The sequence below is a fragment of the uncultured Nitrospira sp. genome (genome assembly GCA_902500695.1).
Classification (GTDB): domain Bacteria; phylum Nitrospirota; class Nitrospiria; order Nitrospirales; family UBA8639; genus Nitrospira_E.
The window spans coordinates 1-17,825 of record CABVRQ010000076.1; the positions used below are offsets into that span (position 1 = coordinate 1).

At 50.7% G+C, this 17,825-nt stretch carries 11 protein-coding genes; 7 read left to right on the forward strand and 4 right to left on the reverse strand.

The window, feature by feature from the left end:
- Positions 1–136: 136 nt before the first annotated feature.
- Both AAH187_RS15540 and AAH187_RS15545 read right to left on the reverse strand, forming a co-directional pair.
- On the reverse strand, positions 137–2,917 hold the full coding sequence (locus AAH187_RS15540) for a helicase-related protein (RefSeq protein WP_342349384.1): 2,781 nt from the start codon (positions 2,915–2,917) through the stop codon (positions 137–139).
- Positions 2,918–3,267: 350 nt separating this feature from the next.
- Entirely contained in the window at positions 3,268–4,893 is a 1,626-nt protein-coding gene (locus tag AAH187_RS15545; protein ID WP_342349385.1) for a sigma 54-interacting transcriptional regulator, read from the reverse strand.
- Positions 4,894–5,105: 212 nt separating this feature from the next.
- Here AAH187_RS15545 and AAH187_RS15550 point away from each other — a divergent pair, with 212 nt between their 5' ends.
- From AAH187_RS15550 to AAH187_RS15575, 6 genes are all read left to right on the forward strand, one after another.
- The gene (locus AAH187_RS15550) at positions 5,106–5,654 is read left to right on the forward strand and encodes a carboxymuconolactone decarboxylase family protein (RefSeq protein WP_342349386.1); all 549 of its coding nucleotides are present in this window, start codon (positions 5,106–5,108) and stop codon (positions 5,652–5,654) included.
- Positions 5,655–5,720: 66 nt separating this feature from the next.
- Complete coding sequence (locus AAH187_RS15555) at positions 5,721–6,743, forward strand: alpha/beta hydrolase (protein ID WP_342349387.1); 1,023 nt, start codon at positions 5,721–5,723, stop codon at positions 6,741–6,743.
- Between the two features lie 64 nt (positions 6,744–6,807).
- Positions 6,808–7,920 carry an alkene reductase gene (locus tag AAH187_RS15560; protein WP_342349388.1) on the forward strand — a complete coding sequence of 371 codons (1,113 nt, stop codon included), beginning with the start codon at positions 6,808–6,810 and terminating at the stop codon, positions 7,918–7,920.
- Positions 7,921–7,952: 32 nt separating this feature from the next.
- Complete coding sequence (locus tag AAH187_RS15565) at positions 7,953–8,594, forward strand: pyridoxamine 5'-phosphate oxidase family protein (RefSeq protein ID WP_342349389.1); 642 nt, start codon at positions 7,953–7,955, stop codon at positions 8,592–8,594.
- Between the two features lie 64 nt (positions 8,595–8,658).
- Positions 8,659–9,285 carry a DUF5069 domain-containing protein gene (locus AAH187_RS15570; protein ID WP_342349390.1) on the forward strand — a complete coding sequence of 209 codons (627 nt, stop codon included), beginning with the start codon at positions 8,659–8,661 and terminating at the stop codon, positions 9,283–9,285.
- 31 nt (positions 9,286–9,316) lie between these two features.
- Positions 9,317–10,306: a zinc-dependent alcohol dehydrogenase family protein gene (locus AAH187_RS15575; protein ID WP_342349391.1), complete on the forward strand. Its 990-nt coding sequence runs from the start codon at positions 9,317–9,319 to the stop codon at positions 10,304–10,306.
- A gap of 9 nt (positions 10,307–10,315) precedes the next feature.
- On the opposite strand, the gene AAH187_RS15580 is transcribed toward AAH187_RS15575, so the two are convergent.
- Both AAH187_RS15580 and AAH187_RS15585 read right to left on the reverse strand, forming a co-directional pair.
- Positions 10,316–11,026 carry an OmpA family protein gene (locus tag AAH187_RS15580; RefSeq protein ID WP_342349392.1) on the reverse strand — a complete coding sequence of 237 codons (711 nt, stop codon included), beginning with the start codon at positions 11,024–11,026 and terminating at the stop codon, positions 10,316–10,318.
- Positions 11,023–12,243, reverse strand: a complete 1,221-nt coding sequence (locus AAH187_RS15585; protein WP_342349393.1) for a hypothetical protein — start codon at positions 12,241–12,243, stop codon at positions 11,023–11,025. The genes AAH187_RS15580 and AAH187_RS15585 overlap by 4 nt, the downstream gene beginning before the upstream one ends.
- A gap of 818 nt (positions 12,244–13,061) precedes the next feature.
- Between AAH187_RS15585 and AAH187_RS15590 the strand changes: the two genes are divergently transcribed.
- Positions 13,062–17,099 carry a PAS domain S-box protein gene (locus AAH187_RS15590; RefSeq protein ID WP_342349394.1) on the forward strand — a complete coding sequence of 1,346 codons (4,038 nt, stop codon included), beginning with the start codon at positions 13,062–13,064 and terminating at the stop codon, positions 17,097–17,099.
- Positions 17,100–17,825: the final 726 nt, after the last annotated feature.

The window sequence follows — 17,825 nt, forward strand, 5'->3', positions numbered from 1 at the left end:
ACGTGAGCACGGAAAAATGGCGAGAACGCAGCTGGCGGCTTTTTTCAACAGACCCCTAATGATTGTACTCGCTCACGCGATTGATTTACGCCACACGCAACGCGGAATATACCCTTAAGGGATGGAATTCGACGGCTTAAACCGTATAAATGACACGCAGGGCTGACAGCCTGAGCGTACTGCTTTGCAAACGCTTTTCCACATCAGAAATTTTCGTGCGCAGTAATTGCACGTCTTCATCGCGAATTGTCGGGTTGCGCTTTTGCAGTGTAAGGAGACGCTCTAACTCGCCATCTAATTTTTCATGCATCGAGGCGATGGCCGCATTGCGAAGCACGGGGAGCTGTTGCGCGGCCATTTCCTCAATGTGTTGCACCTGTTTTTTTAAGGTCGCACGTGTTCTCTCGATCATTTGTCGTGCGACTTCCTGATTGATCTTTTGCAGTAAAGTTTCGTAGGTGTCAGGTGGGAGTTGCCGGGTATAGTTTTCCCCCTCCTGGTTGACCAACAAACGCAATGCGTTGCAAGGAAGGTAGCGCCCGATCTCTAATCCGGCGGGTGCAGGGCAGATCGATTCGAAAATGGCTTCGATTAAAATACTGCGAGGGGGAAGTTGTGGCAGGTGTAACGCGCAGACGCTGACCCGGCCTCGTTCTCCGTTCAAAATCAGGTCAATTGTCGCACGCACTAACGGGTGCTCCCAACTCAGAAAATGCATGTCCTCGCGCGCAAGGGCGGTCTCGCGATTGGTTGTCACGGTGATGCCATCTTCGGATAACTCAGGAAATTGTTCCACCTGTAAATGAGCACCCGGTCGTAGGATCCAACTGCCTGGCGAATGATCTTCAATTTCAACCCCAAAAGAATCAAATGCGTGTTCAAGGTATCGTAATAAGATGTTCTCCTGTTCATTGTGTTTGATTTCTTTAATCAACGGGTCAGCAATTTCCTGACGGCAACCACTGAGTTCGAGCAATCGGTTCCGACCACGATTGAGTTGCCGTGTCTGTTGTTCGTGCAGTTGCCTGCATTCCCTGACAAATCTGTCTTCATCGAGGTGTTCGCCGGCAAGGTACGCAGCAAATTGTTCTTCCATTTCGGCCTTGATGTGTTGGCCGGTGACGCAACTATGCTCAAACGAATTGAGGGCATGATGGTACCAGCGGCTCAGGCGTGCATCTCTTGAACCTGCTGCGACAGGCACGTGAATATTGATATCGTGCTGCTGCCCGATTCTATCCAGGCGGCCGATGCGCTGCTCCAGTAAATCGGGGTTATCGGGTAAGTCGAACAAGACGATATTGTGAAGAAATTGAAAGTTTCGGCCTTCGCCACCAATCTCCGAGCAAATCAATATTTGTGCACCGTCTTCGGCATCGGCAAACCAGGCGGCAGCGCGGTCCCGTTCCAGGAGACTCATCTGTTCGTGAAAAACACCGGCTGGAAGCCCATGTTTTTTCAGCAGTATTTTTGATATAGATGCCGCGGTCTCGGCGGTCGCGCAAATCAGTAGAACTTTGTGCGGCGATAGTTCTCGTAGTTTATCGGAAAGCCAGTCTATACGGGTCTCGTTTCTGTCGTCGTCGAGTACAGCAGGAATGAAGTGACGCCGGGGAAACCCGCTGATCGTCGCACGCGTGTTCCTGAACAACATGCGACCGGTGCCATGTTGATCAATTAAACGGTCGATGAGGTGTCGTCGAAGTGTGCGTGCATCGTCATGAGCGGCATTGATGGCTGCTATGTCGATGGCATCGCTATCATTTATGAGTGAGCGTAAACAAGCCAGATCATCTTCAGTCATGGTCTGATGATCGAGTAGGAGATTCACCAGCCCGGCAGTCGCGGCATGTTGTGTCTGTTCGGCTAAGTAGCTTTCAAGCGAGTGGAAACGCGCCGGGTCGAGTAGTCGCAAGCGGGCAAAATGCCCTGCCGTGCCAAATTGCTCGGGTGTGGCTGTTAATAACAAGACTGAATCTGACTGGTTCGCTAAGGTTTCGATTTGTCGGTACTCCCGGCTGCTTTCACCCGGTGTCCACTCAAGATGGTGCGCTTCATCGACGACCAATATATCCCAATCGCACATGGCAATTAACGGGGCGATATCCTCGCGGCAGGCAAAGTGTAATCCGCATAACACGAGGGGGAATTGGTCAAAAAAGTTTTCGAGAGGTACCGATTCTTCCGGATTGTCGACTGCCTCGTCGATATGTGAAAAATACTGCTCATCGATTAAGGTGAAGCGTAAATTGAAGCGCCGGAGCAATTCCACCAGCCACTGATGCAGTAGTGGTTCGGGTACGATAATTAATGCACGGTGTATTTTTCCGGTCAGAATCAGACGGTGCAGAATTAAGCCGGCTTCAATGGTTTTACCGAGCCCTACTTCATCGGCGAGCAGAACACGCGGGGCGGTTCTCTTTGATACTTCATGGGCAATATACATTTGATGGGGAATCAGGCTGACACGTGGCCCATGTAAGCCAAAGCTTGTTGATGTTTGTTGTGTGGAAAGATGTCGGAGGGTTGCTGCGCGCAGCTCAAACCATCTGTTGTCGTCAACTTGCCCCGCAAACAGTTTGTCTTGCGGTAAATTAAACGTAAGTTCATCAGACAGTTCACATTCATGCATGGCAGCAGCCTCGCCACTTTCCCGAATGCCGTGGTAGCGCACGGTGCCGCTGACATGTTCTATTTTGGTGATCGACAGACACCAACCATCAATACTTTTAATAGAATCACCGATATCAAATTCAACACGCGTGAGCGGGGCAGTATTTTTTGCATACGTGCGTGTTTCATCGGCGGCGGGAAATTCCATTTGAACCGTGCGAAAGGCGACAGATTGGACGATGCCCAACCCGAGTGCGGCATCGTTGTCACTCACCCAGCGCTGGCCGGGAGTAAAATCATACATAGTGTTCGCTCATCTTCTTATAAGAGGTCAGAGATTGGTTGGCTGCCACGCACGAAAATCGGCTTCATAAAGGTGGTAGTGAGTTTGTTGCATTCCCAGCCATGGCGATTATTCTGCGCAGGGTAATAATCTTGCTCTCCATAAAGGCAAATACCGCAAACGGTTACCTCATTTCCGGATCATGGGTGAATACATTGATATAGGGATTTGTATACGCCAAGCATATCGTGCCCACATCTCAATGTTCCGTGTAGTATGTCGAAGTTCCTGAATAAGCTGAATGGGCATTACATAACCACCGATTTGACTCGTATCCCATTCCTACTGAAATCTAAGTTCGTGACCCAATTCTAATGGATCTTCTCAATCCCCATCTTTTTGATGCGGGAGAGGAGGGTGGTGGGTTTGATGTTGAGGAGCTCTGCTGCCCCGCCGGTGCCGTAGATTTTCCAGTCGGTCTGTTTCAAGGCGGATTCGAGATTGGCCCTATCGCGCAAGCGCATGTCTTCGTCGGTCAGGATTTCGCCGGGGCTGTCTCCGTTTTTCCTGATCTGTTTTTTTAGTGTGACCCCATTGGCTTGGGGAACGGGCAGATCGAATTTGACCGATCCGCATCGAGAAGAGATCACGGCGCGTTCGATGATGTTCTGCAGTTCCCGTACATTGCCGGGCCAATGATAGTTTTGTAATTTCAACACTTCCGCCTGGGTGAGTTCCCGTCCCGTGCAATTGAGTTTTTTGCGGACGTGGGCCATAAACATGCTGGCCAACAACGGGATGTCTTCTTTGCGATTGCGCAGAGGGGTCACTTCGATGGGAAAGACATTCAATCGGTAGTACAGATCCTGCCGAAATCGCTTAGCTTCCACTTCCTGGGCGAGCTTCCGGTTGGTGGCGGCGATGATGCGGACATTCACCTTTCTAGTGGTTTCCTCTCCCACCCGTTCGTATTCCCCTTCCTGTAAGACGCGCAAGAGTTTGCTTTGCATCTCCAGGGGGATTTCTCCGACTTCATCCAGGAACAGCGTGCCACCATCGGCCGCTTGAAACCGCCCGGCCCGGTCTTTTAGTGCGCCGGTGAAGGCGCCTTTGGCATGCCCGAAAAATTCGCTTTCGTAGAGTTCTCGGGGAATGGAGGCACAGTTCACTCGGACGAGCGGATGGTTTTTGCGTTGACTGCGGCGATGAATTTCCCGTGCGACCAGTTCTTTTCCCGTTCCCGACTCCCCGGAAATAAGCGCGGTGGCATCCGTGGGTGCGACCAGTTCGATCTGCTGTACCAGGTTGGCGATGGCCGGACTCCCACCTACGATTGCGCCAAAATTCTGCGCTTCCAGTACCTCTTCTTTTAAGAAGGTGTTTTCTAATTCCAGTTGGGCTTTGAGGCGTTCGATTTCCTCAAAGGCGCGGGCATTGGCGATGGCCACGGCCACGTGATCGGCAATCATCCGGAACCAGACGGTGGCGTCATCGGTGACCGATTCCCGTTCGAACACCGCCAGCACCCCCAGGGTTTCCCCTTTATAGATAATGGGCTGTCCGTGAAAGCCCTGGATGCCTTCCTGCCTGGCCCAGTCCGGTTTGGCGATCCAGGTCAGATTATTTTCCATTTCATTGATGACGAGCTGCTCCCCGGTCTTTCCGATTCGCCCCACCTTACACACGCCCAAGGGGAATCGAGCAAAGTATCCCTCGGTGTTTTTCCATTCTGTTTTGTCCTCCACGCTTGACCGGCCTGCACTGGCTACGAGATGGAGGCACTGTGTCTGGTCCGGGCATTCCTCCCTGAACCGGCAGGTGGAACAGATATCACCGGGCCGTATGAGCCAGATTCTTGCCAGAACCACCGTGGATCGATCTGCCAGCCGGCGCACAATCAGCCACAACAAATCATTGAGGGATCGTTGCTGGGCAATGTCCAGCAGCAGGCATTTGAGTGAGTCTAACGTGGTGCCCTCCTGGCATTCTTGATTCATGGTGCTCATGGATGAAAATTTAAACGAAATTTCGTGTCTGTGCAATGATTTTTCGATTAACACGAATAATCGTTGTTTTTGAAAATCGTTAAAATTTTAAATATATATATAAAACAATATCTTATGATTTTTTACGGATTGGCACGGCCATTGTAATACCACGAAAACATGAATGCGATCGTTCACTACACAACACAAGGAGAACGCAGCCCATGTCACGAATACAGGCACTCAATCCGGAAATCGCCACAGGCCAGGCTCAACGGTTACTGAAAGGTGTGGAAAACAAGCTCGGGTTCGCACCCAACATTATGCGGACCATGGCCAATTCGCCGTCGGTCCTTCAGGGCTACCTTGATTTCTCGGGCGCCCTTTCTAAAGGGAGTCTTTCCCCGAAGCTTCGTGAGCAGATCGCTTTGGCGGTTTCGGAAGTCAATGACTGTCAGTATTGCCTTGCAGCGCACTCAGCGATCGGACGATCGGTCGGGCTGAGCGAAGAGGCCGTCGGGGATAGCCGGAGAGGGGAGTCCCCGGACCCGAAAGAAGCGACCGTCTTAGCCTTTACCCGGAATGTTGTCACGAACCGTGGGCGGATCAGCGATGAGGAGGTAGCCAAACTCCGCAAAGCCGGATTCTCAGAAGGGGATATGGTGGAACTTATTGCCAATATCTCTCTGACGCTGTTCACCAACTATTTCAACCACATAGCTGCGACGGAGATAGATTTCCCAGCGGTTTCGGAACTTGAGGCTCGTGTGTAAAGCACGTGCCTCCCTGATTGGACTTCATCATGACTCAATCATTTTTCATTCAAGGAGAACGCCAGCATGAAACGATTCAAAACAATACTCAAACCGTTGATTGGAATTTTAGCGATCGTGCCATTTAGCCTCATTGGTCTGTTGGTGGTCGGGGCGACGGCCTCCAAGTCGGGAAATAAGGAACCAATCACTCCTCAAGATAACTCCGTGAGGGCCAGCTATCCGACTCTCCACAAAACCATCGAGGTGGACGGACTGGAGATCTTTTATCGCGAAGCAGGGCCAAAAGATGCGCCAACGATTCTGTTGCTCCATGGCTTTCCAACTTCCTCTCACATGTTTCGAAATTTGATTCCGCAGTTGTCGGATCGGTTTCATGTGGTGGCACCGGATTATCCAGGATTTGGAAATAGCTCTATGCCGAGGGTGGATGAGTTCAGCTACACGTTCGACCATCTCGCCAATATCATGGAGAAATTTACTCGGAAAGTGGGTTTGAAATCGTACAGCCTCTATCTCATGGACTATGGAGCGCCGGTAGGCTTCCGACTGGCGGTCAGTCATCCGGAACGGGTCGAGTCGCTTATTATCCAGAATGGAAACGCCTACGAAGAGGGCTTGCAAGATTTTTGGAAACCCTTTCGGGCCTACTGGAAAGAGCACACGCCGGAGAACGCCAAGGCTCTCAAAGGATTTCTCAAGCTGGCAGCCACCAAATGGCAGTATACGCATGGCGTGAGGGATACGGCGTCGATCAGTCCAGACAATTGGTTGGTGGACCAGTATTTGCTGAACCGGACGGGAAACAACGATATTCAGTTGCAGTTGTTCGATAGTTACGGCTCGAATCCGCCGTTGTATCCACAATGGCAAGCGTATTTGCGTGAACATCAACCACCGACGTTAATCGTCTGGGGTAAGAATGATCAGATCTTTCCCGCCAAAGGCGCACATCCGTACAAACGTGATTTAAAAAATCTGGAGTTTCATTTACTCGACACGGGGCACTTCGCCCTCGAGGAAGACGGAGAAGTGATTGCAGGCCATATACGCCGCTTCTTCGATAAGAGAATAGTGGCCCACCGGTGAACGATCGGCATCATTGAGGAGTTTGGTTCACGTAATATTTATTTCATAACCAAGGAATCAGATCATGACAAAACTATTTGAGCCATTAACCATAGGTTCTCTGACATTGCCCAATCGCATCATCATGGCACCATTAACCCGAATGCGTTCAAAGCAGCCGGGAAATGTTCCTTACGAGCTCAATGCAGAATATTATGCGCAGCGTGCTTCAGCCGGTTTGATTATTTCTGAAGCCGCGCAAGTCTCCCAACAGGGACAAGGTTATCCAGGGACCCCTGGCATACATTCCCCTGAGCAGGTCGAGGGCTGGAAACTTGTGACTAAGGCGGTGCATCAGGCTGGAGGACGCATCTTTCTTCAGCTATGGCATGTTGGACGCATCTCTCACACGTCTCATCAACCGAACGGGTCTTTGCCCGTTGCGCCCTCTGCTCTTGCTGCGGAAAACAGTGGGACGTATACGGCTGATTGGCAGGAAACGCCTATTGTAGTTCCTCGTGCACTTGAAATTGACGAAATACCCGGAATTGTTGCCGATTACAAAGCGGGTGCTGAAAATGCCAAAGCGGCGGGGTTTGATGGCGTGGAAGTCCATGGAGCCAATGGCTATTTACTGGACCAGTTCCTTCAGGATGGTTCCAACGCACGCACAGACCACTATGGAGGTGCGATTGAGAATCGAGCCCGTCTGTTGTTGGAGGTTGTCGATGCGGTCATCGAAGTCTGGGGAAAAGATCGGGTCGGTGTACGTTTATCTCCCTATAACGCGTTTAATGGCATGAAGGATAGTGACCCCATCAAGCTGTTTACCTATGTATTTGGTGAGCTGGATACACGAGGCGTAGCCTTTGTCGATTTAATTGAACCACGTTCGTCATTCGCAGGCATGAAAGACGATAGTCTTGAAGACACACCACAGGCTGCCTCTTTGTTTCGTGATGTCTTGAAGACGGTAATGATTTCAGCTGGAGGTCATACCCCTGATTCAGCTTTGGAATATACGGAAAATCATTTGGCGGATGCGGTCGCGTTTGGACGGCACTTTATTTCCAATCCAGATCTTCCGGAACGTATCCAGAATTCGGCCCCTCTCAATCCTTATGATCGTGCCACATTTTATGGTGGTGATACCAAGGGATATACTGACTATTTATCTCTGAAGGAACAAGCTGCCTAATGCCCTCCAGTTCATCAGAAGGAAAATCCATTATGACACAACCAACAAGTGATATCGCCTTTACCGCATCTGTGAAAGCGGTGCAGGAACGAATGGGGTCACGACCACAATATGCTCGAATGGAAGAGGGAGTCGGATGGTCTAACACGATCACACCAGAACTTTCTGACTTTTTGAAAGAAGTCGACTCTCTCTATCTAGCCACGGCCAATGCCGATGGAAGACCGTATATCCAACATCGTGGAGGCCCTAAGGGTTTCCTCAAGGTATTGAACGACCACACGCTGGCTTTTGCTGATTTTGCAGGCAACCGGCAATACATCTCATTGGGAAATTTGTCAGAAAATACTCAAGCCTTTTTATTCTTGATGGATTACGCGACTCAAACCCGGATCAAGGTATGGGGGATCGCAGAGGTGATTGAAGATGATCCCGCCTTGCTCAAACAACTCACTGATTTCCGGTACAAGGGAAAACCTGAACGGGTTATTCGATTTCACGTAGAGGCGTGGGATATCAATTGCCGACAACACATTCCCGTAAAATATTCAGAGGAGGCCTTGGCCGGCATTGTGCAACCCCTCCGGGACCGACTGGTGACCTTGGAAGCCGAGAATGCCATGTTGAAAAGGCAATTCACATTGCCGGTCAATTCGCCAATCACCACAGCATGATAGACGAGAGAGGCTTCTATTCGGACATTTCCGTCGAAAACATTTAGAAATAGGAGACAAGGCGATGACGACATCCGTAAAATTCAATGATACGCAGGTCCTGCTGACAAAAGGGGGTTCCATCAATAAGGACCAGAAAGCCATCAGGGGAACATTCGATATGACCAATGAAACATCGGACTGGATCCAAGCATTCCGAACGCTCTTCGGCCAAAAAGTCACTTCCTATAAGAAGGGTATGCGAAATGCTGACGCCATGTTTTCGAATGAAGAGAAAGACTTTCTTCGCTCGATTGGAGCGACGCCACAGGAAATTTACGACTTTGTGGAAGACTGGTGTGATGACGGAGAACCGGACCCTGACATGGTCGTGGCGATCACACAAATTCGGAGGGACTATTTTTTGAACGATCTGCAGGGACAATATTCGAAATTTGTGAAAATCACCGATTTGTTTCCGCCAAGGGAGGCCAAGCTGGCCGGACTGGAATGGTTTCCCCGCATTATTGAAAAAGCGAGAGCCAAACTCTTTGGTGAGTTGCCGTCCGATTTGATGTATGGCTGTGGTGCGGACCGACGATTTCTGAAAAAGGTGAATGTTGACCCTGCTGAATTTCTACAGGTGGTTCGGGAGGCAGGGGATGATGTGGAATTCATTGTGAAGTTCGTGACGGATCAATCAAAAACTTGATGGACATTCTTTATTTTGCAGGAGGTCGCTGATGCCAAAGATCGTGCGTTTTCATCAAATCGGTGGACCTGAAGTTCTGAATCTTGAAGATCTACCCCTGGCCGAACCGGGCAAGGGAGAAATCCGCATGAAGGTGGAGGCCATCGGGCTTAACCGCGCTGAGATCATGCTGAGAAAAGGCCAATATCTTGAGACTCCTCAATTGCCCTCGCGGTTAGGCTATGAAGCGGCAGGAGTTATTGATGCGGTCGGTCAAGGCGTCACGGATCTTCGTGTAGGCGACCGCGTGAGTACGATCCCGTCTTTTTCCATGAGTCAATATGGCGTGTATGGGGAAAGTGCCATCGTACCGGCCTCTGCGGCTGCGAAATATCCGGACACGTTATCCCCCATTGAAGGTGCGGCCATCTGGATGCAATACATGACAGCCTTTGGGGCACTCATTGAATACGGAGGCCTGAAAAAAGACGACACCGTTTTGATTACGGCAGCGAGTAGCAGCGTGGGATTGGCGGCTATTCAAATCGTCAAAGCTGCCGGAGGAGTCGCTATTGCGACGACCCGTGGGGCGGACAAAAAAGCCTTTCTGCTGGAAGCGGGAGCAGATCATGTGATCGTGACCGATGAAGAAGATCTGGTAGAAAGAGGGATGGCTCTGACCTCCGGAAAAGGCGTCAGGTTGGTGTTCGACCCGGTGGCGGGACCTTTGCTGGAACAACTCGCCGCCGTCACCGCACCTGGCGGTATTATCTTCGAATATGGGGCATTGGCTCCACATCCAACTCCATACCCCTTGTTCCCCGCACTGGCAAAAGGGTTAACCATACGAGGCTATACGCTGTTTGAGATCGTCAAAAACCCGGAAATGCTGAAGCGAGGAAAAGAATACATTTACCAAGGATTGGAGTCCGGCGCTTTAAAGCCGATTATCGATCGCACGTTTCCTTTAACGGAAATTGCGGAAGCGCATCGCTACATGGTGTCCAACCAACAAAAAGGTAAAATCGTGGTGACCGTGTGAAGTCGGGGATCACATTGGCAGGTAAATCGGAGGCTCCAAAGATGAAAGAACAGGGGGCAGACCCTCAGCCATGTGGCGTTGCTCGGTTGAACGGAGGCGGATTTTAAAGATCACGCGGCGGCTCTTCTCGCGGTTCACCCTGCTATTCCCATCGTAGATCAAGTCTTGTCGGCCCCGGCCGGAAGCTGACGTCATGGCTTGGAAGCATTGATAGGCTGACGGCTCTTGAGCCTCTATGGCCTCTAACCCCTTCACCATGACGGCTAGAGATCGTTCCTGGCTTAATTTTAAATTATAGGCATCGTCGCCGCGATCGTCCGTATGACCTTGGATGGCAAGGGAATCGATCTTGTCGCGTAAGGGTCCACATAAGACTGCCGCGTAAAACGGCATTGCCTCCTGTACAAACTGAACGGCGTCATGAGAAAGAATGCTTTGGCCGAACTCAAAGGTGAGTTTTTTGTCGGGGACGACGATGAGAAGCGTGAGCGGATCTTGGGGATCGGAATCAAGCGAAAGCCCTAATCGCTCGAGGTGATCCCTGAGCGCTGCCTGCACATTCTCTTTGTGCTCCTGTAATTCCGATTGGGCTTCGGAGGCGGTTTGAGTGATAAAGGCCGCAAAGAGCAGAATAAAGATCATGGCCAGTGAAGTCATGAGATCGATGACGCCCCCGGTCGTGGGAGAACTGACGTTATCCTGATCCGTCGAGGAACTCATCCCGTCCGCCGGTGTCGAGCTAGCCCCTGCCGTTTTGACCAGGAGCCGATTTTATCGAAAATGTTAATCATGGAAGGACCGCGAGAGTTGGTAGAGGTTTTCCAGAGGGGTGGGCGCTCCTCGAAAGATGTTTCCGTTTGCACGGGATGAGGCCTGATATCCTTAAGCAATGTGGTGAGGTCATGAATGGCGCCGGTCAATTCATTCAAAGGGCCATGCAGCCTGTCTGTGATGACGCGTGGAAGTTCTGTCACCATTCGCCGGGATTCTGTATGGTGCTCCTGCTGTAAAGACGTCAGAGCCTGAATCGCCGCCGTCAAATTTGCCGTTGGCGCGGCAAGCCCGTTCGTTCCCCATCCGACAGGGTACTGGGGACTTTCTTCAGCTGAAGACGACTGGTCTTTCGAGGACTGGCCTCGCAACTCTGTCAGTTGCTCCAGCATTTGTTCCATAGTTTTTCGAGGAAAAAGTTGATCGATGAGACCGAGGAATGTGTGATGGGCGGTCTGCAGTTGAGCCACCAGAGGCTTTTCCATGAATGTGAAGATATTGGCCACGATCAGTCCGACGATGGAGGTCAGGAACTTTCCGGCCAGCCCGTTAATCAGACCCTGAATTCCTACAATTTCACTCCCATCCGCATGAAGCTTACTAAGGCCAATAAACAAGGCGAGAAAGGTCAGCAGGAGCCCGAGGCCGGTGACAAGTGCAGGAAATTGCCGATAGAAAGTAAAATTTACGTGCGTGGCGATGAGGGTTTCTCGGGTAAATACCTCCGCAGCCGGCCTGGTGCTGAATATACGTGGGTCCACGAACCAGGGGACCTGTTCCAGAATCAGTGTCATTCGGTATTGTGCCCACGGGTTGCGAAAGATAGGTTCCTGTTGCATTCCCGAATCGAGCGTTTGGATGTCCTCACTGTCCAGCCGGTTGGAAGAGGATGCCGATTGACCGGATCGGGTTAGGAATGTTTTAGCAGGGTGGTGCGTGAAACGATCGCGATCCATCTCCCTTCGCTCGTTGGCCAGAGCCTGCAACATTGGGTGAATTCGCTCGAACCCCCGTCGAACCGAAGCCGTTTCCTTTCGCATCTTGAGGATATGCCACAGAAAAAAAAGCAGGATCCCGCCAGACCCCAGCCAACTCAGCAGGGGGCTATGCGGCCCTCCCAGGAAGGTCACGTCACGACTCAAAAACTCCCATAGATTAAAGGACATGGTCTCCTTTTCCCCAGCATCTCTCTATTGCTCTCGGCGTATGCATGGCCACACTGGTGATGGGCCAAACTGTATACAACCTTCTCAAGTTTCGTGCCGTCTTTCCAACATGTAGAAATGTACGAAATACCAAAAAATCTGTGAAGGTCTGAGAAGTCTGAGCGGGGAGCTGGGCAAAGTGTGCCTCCTGCATCGGCAAGTTGGTCCTCAAAATACAAGGAGAAATGATTGAGAAAGAATGTAAGATGCAGCGTAAGGAAATGGTTGGGATAGAGGAGGATTAAGAAGGCAAGGCCAATGTAGGTAGCCTCAATTCGCCTTTCGAAATGAACAGACCTTTAGAATCCCATCCTGATCTGACCGGCAACAAAATGACACCTGACCTGCCTTGTCCTTATCGTTCAGATGAACCCCGAGCCATCCTACGTCCGACTCTTGATAATGCCGAGAAAAACCTTTAACCAGGTCTGGTCTTAGTCCTGAGCCCCAGACGGATGGCCATGTTCCTCCATGTCTTTGAACCTCTAATCCAGGGTCACGAATATTTTTGACGGAACCTTACCAAACCTGCTTTCTGACGGTATTCCTCGCTTTGCGGCAAGCATTGCCTCGTCGTTGGTTTAAGGCCCAAAGGGGATGTCTTTCATATCTATGGGGATGGAAACCAACATGAGAAAAAATTCCTTTTAGATCCCAGACATAGTCCTGTGGTTTGAACCTTCATCTAAAAGGGGTACAATACATCCGCGATTCCGGCCAGGATGCTCTGTTTAGGGAGCGTCTTTTTAAGGAACGAGTGGGACAATAAAGGAAGAAATATGGAAGCCGCGAGGACCACCCCACCGACTATCCTTGTTGTGGATGACGAAACGGATATTTGTCTGGCCCTCAGCGATTTATTGGGCAACGAAGGCTATCGGGTGGAATCGGTGGAGACCGGAAACGAAGCCTTACGTCGTGCGTTCCCTCCTCATCCCTACAGTGCGGTCATTCTGGATTTAGGTCTGCCGGACCTTGATGGCCTGATCGTCCTGCAACGAGTGTATAGTCAGGATGCCACACTACCCGTCATCGTTCTCACTGCGCATGGCGACCAAAAGGAAAAAATTGCCACCTTGCAACATCACGCCTTTGCCCACCTGATCAAACCGTATGACCGGCAAGAGGTGATCGAGATGGTGCATCGGGCGGTAGCGGTTAATAATCTGACTTGGAAGGCCGCGAAGGCGGAAGAGGAACTCACGACGAGTGAAACCCAGCGGCAGCTCGAACAGCAACGCACGCAAACATTGCTTTCTGAAAGTGAACAACGACTGACACTGGCCTTGAAGGCGGGGAATATGGGGATTTGGGACTGGCATATCCCAACCGATCACCTCATCTGGTCCGATGAAGTAGCAGGGATTTTCGGGTTAGCTCCAGGGACCTTTGATGGGACATATAGAGAGTATGCATCTTTTGTTCATCCTGAGGACCGGGCGTTGTTGGAGGAATCCATTCGAAGAACGTTAGAGAACGATGCACCCTACGAAGTCGAGCATCGAGTGGTGTGGCCTACCGGGGAAGTTCGGTGGGTGGCTTGCAAGGGACAGGTTATTGAAAATCAGCAAGGACATCCGCAGCGAATGCTTGGCACCGTTCAGGATATCACCATCCGGAAACAGGCAGATATCGAATTGCGGAATAGTGAACTGTTTTTAACCTCCATTGTGGAAAATATTCCTTATACGATTTTTGTCAAAGAGGCCAAAGATCTTCGATATCTTCGCTTCAACAAAGCTGGAGAGGCACTCATTGGCTATTCTACAGAGGCGTTGATTGGAAAGACGGATTACGACTTTTTCTCCAAATCGGAAGCCGACTTCTTTACCGGTAAAGATCGAGAAGTCTTGGCAAGCAAGACCCTGCTGGATGTCCCTGAGGAAGTTATTCATACCAAATCACATGGGACCAGATATCTGCATACCAAAAAAATTCCCCTTCTGGATGCCAACGATGATCCGCTCTATCTCCTAGGGATCTCCGATGACATTACTGAGCAGAAACAGGCGGAATTGGAACGTACAGAACGAGAAATTTTGTTACATCTCATTTTCGAGACAGGACCTGGTTGCATAAAACGGATCGCCGCCGATGGAACTTTGCTTCACATCAACCCTGCCGGGTTGGAATTAATCGAAGCGGACAATGGACTCGATGTCCTTGGACGTTCCGTATTTGATCTCGTCCTACCTGAGCATTTGGATACCTTTAAGCAAATGCATCAGGAGGTGATACAAGGGAAGAAACGGACTCTTCAATTTGAGGTCCAGGGCGTCAAAGGTACCAGAATTTGGCTAGAAACATATGCGGTGCCATTCAGGAATCCCATCACGAATGAAGTGGAACATTTGGCTGTCACACACGACATTACGAAACGGAAACAGGCCGAATTGGATCTGATTGAGCGAAATCGCATGCTTGAGTTGGATGTTGAAGTGACCACCGTCATCAATCAAAATGAAGCCATCCCTGACCTTCTTCACGGCTGTACTGAAGCACTTGTTCGACATCTTGATGCAGCGTTTGCGCGTATTTGGTGCCTTGATGAACCAAAACAAGTACTGAAATTGTGCGCAAGCTCCGGGCTGTATACCCATTTAGACGGGCCGCACAGCCGGGTGCCAATGGGAAAATTTAAAATCGGCCTCATCGCCGCTGAGCGAAAACCCATATTGACCAATATGGTCATCGGTGATCCACGCATCCCCGACCAGGAATGGGCCAAGCGAGAGGGGATGATGGCTTTCGCTGGCTACCCCTTGGTAAGCAATCAGGAGGTGCTAGGAGTGATGGGCTTATTTGCCCGGCACCCTTTGACGGAGTTCACGCTCAAAAGTTTGGGGATGGTTGCGGACCGTATTACCGTAGCCCTTGAACGCCAGGTAACAAAAAATGAAAAAAATAAACTTGCACTGTTCCAGCAGCGCCTTTTGGCATCAATGGGAGAAGGAATCTACGGCTTGGATCTTGATGGAAATGTGACTTTGGTGAATCCGGCGGTATTGGAGATGACCGGGTATGAAGAGGGCGAACTGCTTGGTCAATCCCCGCATGCGCTTCTCCATCATTCAAAGCCCAATGGTGTCCCCTATCCCCAGAAAGAATGCCCTATCCATAACTCCTTAAGGGATGGCTCCGTCTATCATATCGACACGGAGGTATTTTGGCGAAAAGATGGATCGAGCTTCCCGGTCGAATATGTAACCACCCCTATCCGAAATGATCAAGGAAAGCTGGAAGGGGCCGTCGTCGCATTTCAAGATATCACCCACCGCAAGCAAGCGGAGAAAGTTCTTCAAGAAAGTGAAGAGCGTTTTAGGCTCCTCAATGAGGCCATTCCGCAGCAGGTCTGGACGGCTCGGCCTGATGGTTCTCTTGATTATGTCAATCAACGTGTTATCGAATATTTTGGCTGTTCCTTTGAGGAGATGATCGGGAATGGGTGGCAGCGGTTCCTGCATCCGGATGATCTGCCTGGATGTCTGGAACGGTGGGCGGAAGCTCGAAATGCCCGCCAAGCGTATGAAATTGAATTTCGACTCCTGAGGGCCAAAGATAAAACCTTTCGGTGGTATTTGGGCCGAGCCCTCCCCATTTTCGATCAACAGGACCAGGTGGTGAAATGGTTTGGGACTAATACCGATATTACTCAATTGAAAGAATTGGAGAATCAGGTTCGACAATCCCAAAAAATGGAGGCGATTGGGACCTTGGCTGGAGGTATTGCCCATGATTTCAATAACATTCTTATGGCGATCATTGGCTATACGGAACTGGCTAAACAGAGTGTCAGGGGAAATGTCAGTGCCCAAAAGAGTCTTGATGAGGTGTTGGTCGCCGGGCAGCGTGCCAAAGAATTAGTCCAGCAGATATTGGCATTTAGTCGCCAAACCGAGCAGAGCCGCCAGCCGCTAGATCTTCAATTGGTGGTCAAAGAAGTGTGCAAATTCCTCCGAGCGACGTTCCCGGCGACCATCGACATTCGTCAAAATTTCTCTGAGGCTCCCTCGATCATATTAGGAGATCCTATCCAAATGCACCAGGTGTTGATGAACTTGTGTGCCAATGCCGAATACGCGATGCGGGGAAGCGGAGGTGTTCTTGAATTGAAGTTGAAGCATGTGACTGGTGAACCTGATGGGATCGGCACACATCCTGATCTACAGGGAGGTTCCTATGTATGCCTGACTGTTCGAGATTCCGGAACGGGTATGACGCCGGAGGTGGTCCAACGCATCTTTGATCCCTTCTTTACTACGAAGGGGGTTGGTGAAGGGACGGGAATGGGATTAGCCGTAGTCCATGGTATCGTCATCAGTCATGGCGGTGTCATGAAGGTGGAGAGTGAACCCGGACAGGGAACAATTTTTAGCCTGTATTTCCCGGAGATGGAGACGGCGAGTTTTCCTGGTGAAGATACGCCATTGCAACAGGAAGTGTTCATGGGCCGGGGACATATTCTTTTTGTGGAGGATGAGGAGCCCCTTGCAAGGCTAGGGGAAGAGGCCATGAAGGGGTTGGGATATGAGGTCATGGTGCGCACGAGCAGTGTTGAAGCTCTGGAAGCCTTTCGGGCTGATCCCTTTCGATTTGATGCGGTTGTGACCGATCAAACGATGCCTCAGATCACCGGCGAAGCTCTTGCCCGTCAATTGTTAGAACTCAGACCCGATGTGCCTATAGTCTTATGTACGGGTTTTAGTCATAGTATGACTCCGGAAAAGGCCAAAGCCATCGGGATTCGTGCTTTTCTTTTAAAGCCTCTGTTGATCAAGGATCTGGCGCGGACTCTTCGGGAAGTCCTTCAACTATAATTTCTGAGAAAGACCTTTCAGTCCCTTTCAACGCAAAACTGACAATTTTTTCAGCCTTCCTCCGCACATCGAATCGCCATCAAACCTTTTAGCTCATCTTTACAAAACGGCCTTTTTTTTCAGTATGGTCGCTCCGCCACTGTGACCATTGGTCATGTGCCGATCCTGTTCTAACAGGATGTTCTTCATAAGCCTCTCTTTGGGAGGGTGCTCAGAATGGAGCTTGGCCACTTGAAAACCCTGGCTATTTTGATTAGAGGGGCGGTGGAATATTGTAAAAATCTCGCCGCTTCATCAGCTTAGGAGTCACCGAGGCTCACTAGAGAACAATAGTGGAGTGTTCAAACATTGGCCTGAGCATTTAAAGGAAGGCTCGTCCAGTTCTGAGGCTTCTGGAAGGAAAGGCCGCAGCCGCTTGGATGAGTGGAGCGTACGGAGGAGGACGTGAGCATGGCCAAGGGGCGACCTGCCTGCGCGCTTGCGCGTCGAAGCTTGCTTCAGCGCGTAGACGTGAAGCGGCTCCGGCGAAGGGAGGGAACGCCGCTGGCGGCATTTTTCAACACTCCCTAGAGGGAGGCCACCGCGTCACGGATTAATTGGGTCGCTACGACAGGGGGGGCTTCCCCTTTGGTTGTCCATGTTTCAATCATGGATGGGGTAATGCGTAGGCCTTGCCCAAAGGTGAGGGAGATGGGATGACGTTGGGGGGTCTTGGCATCCGGGGGC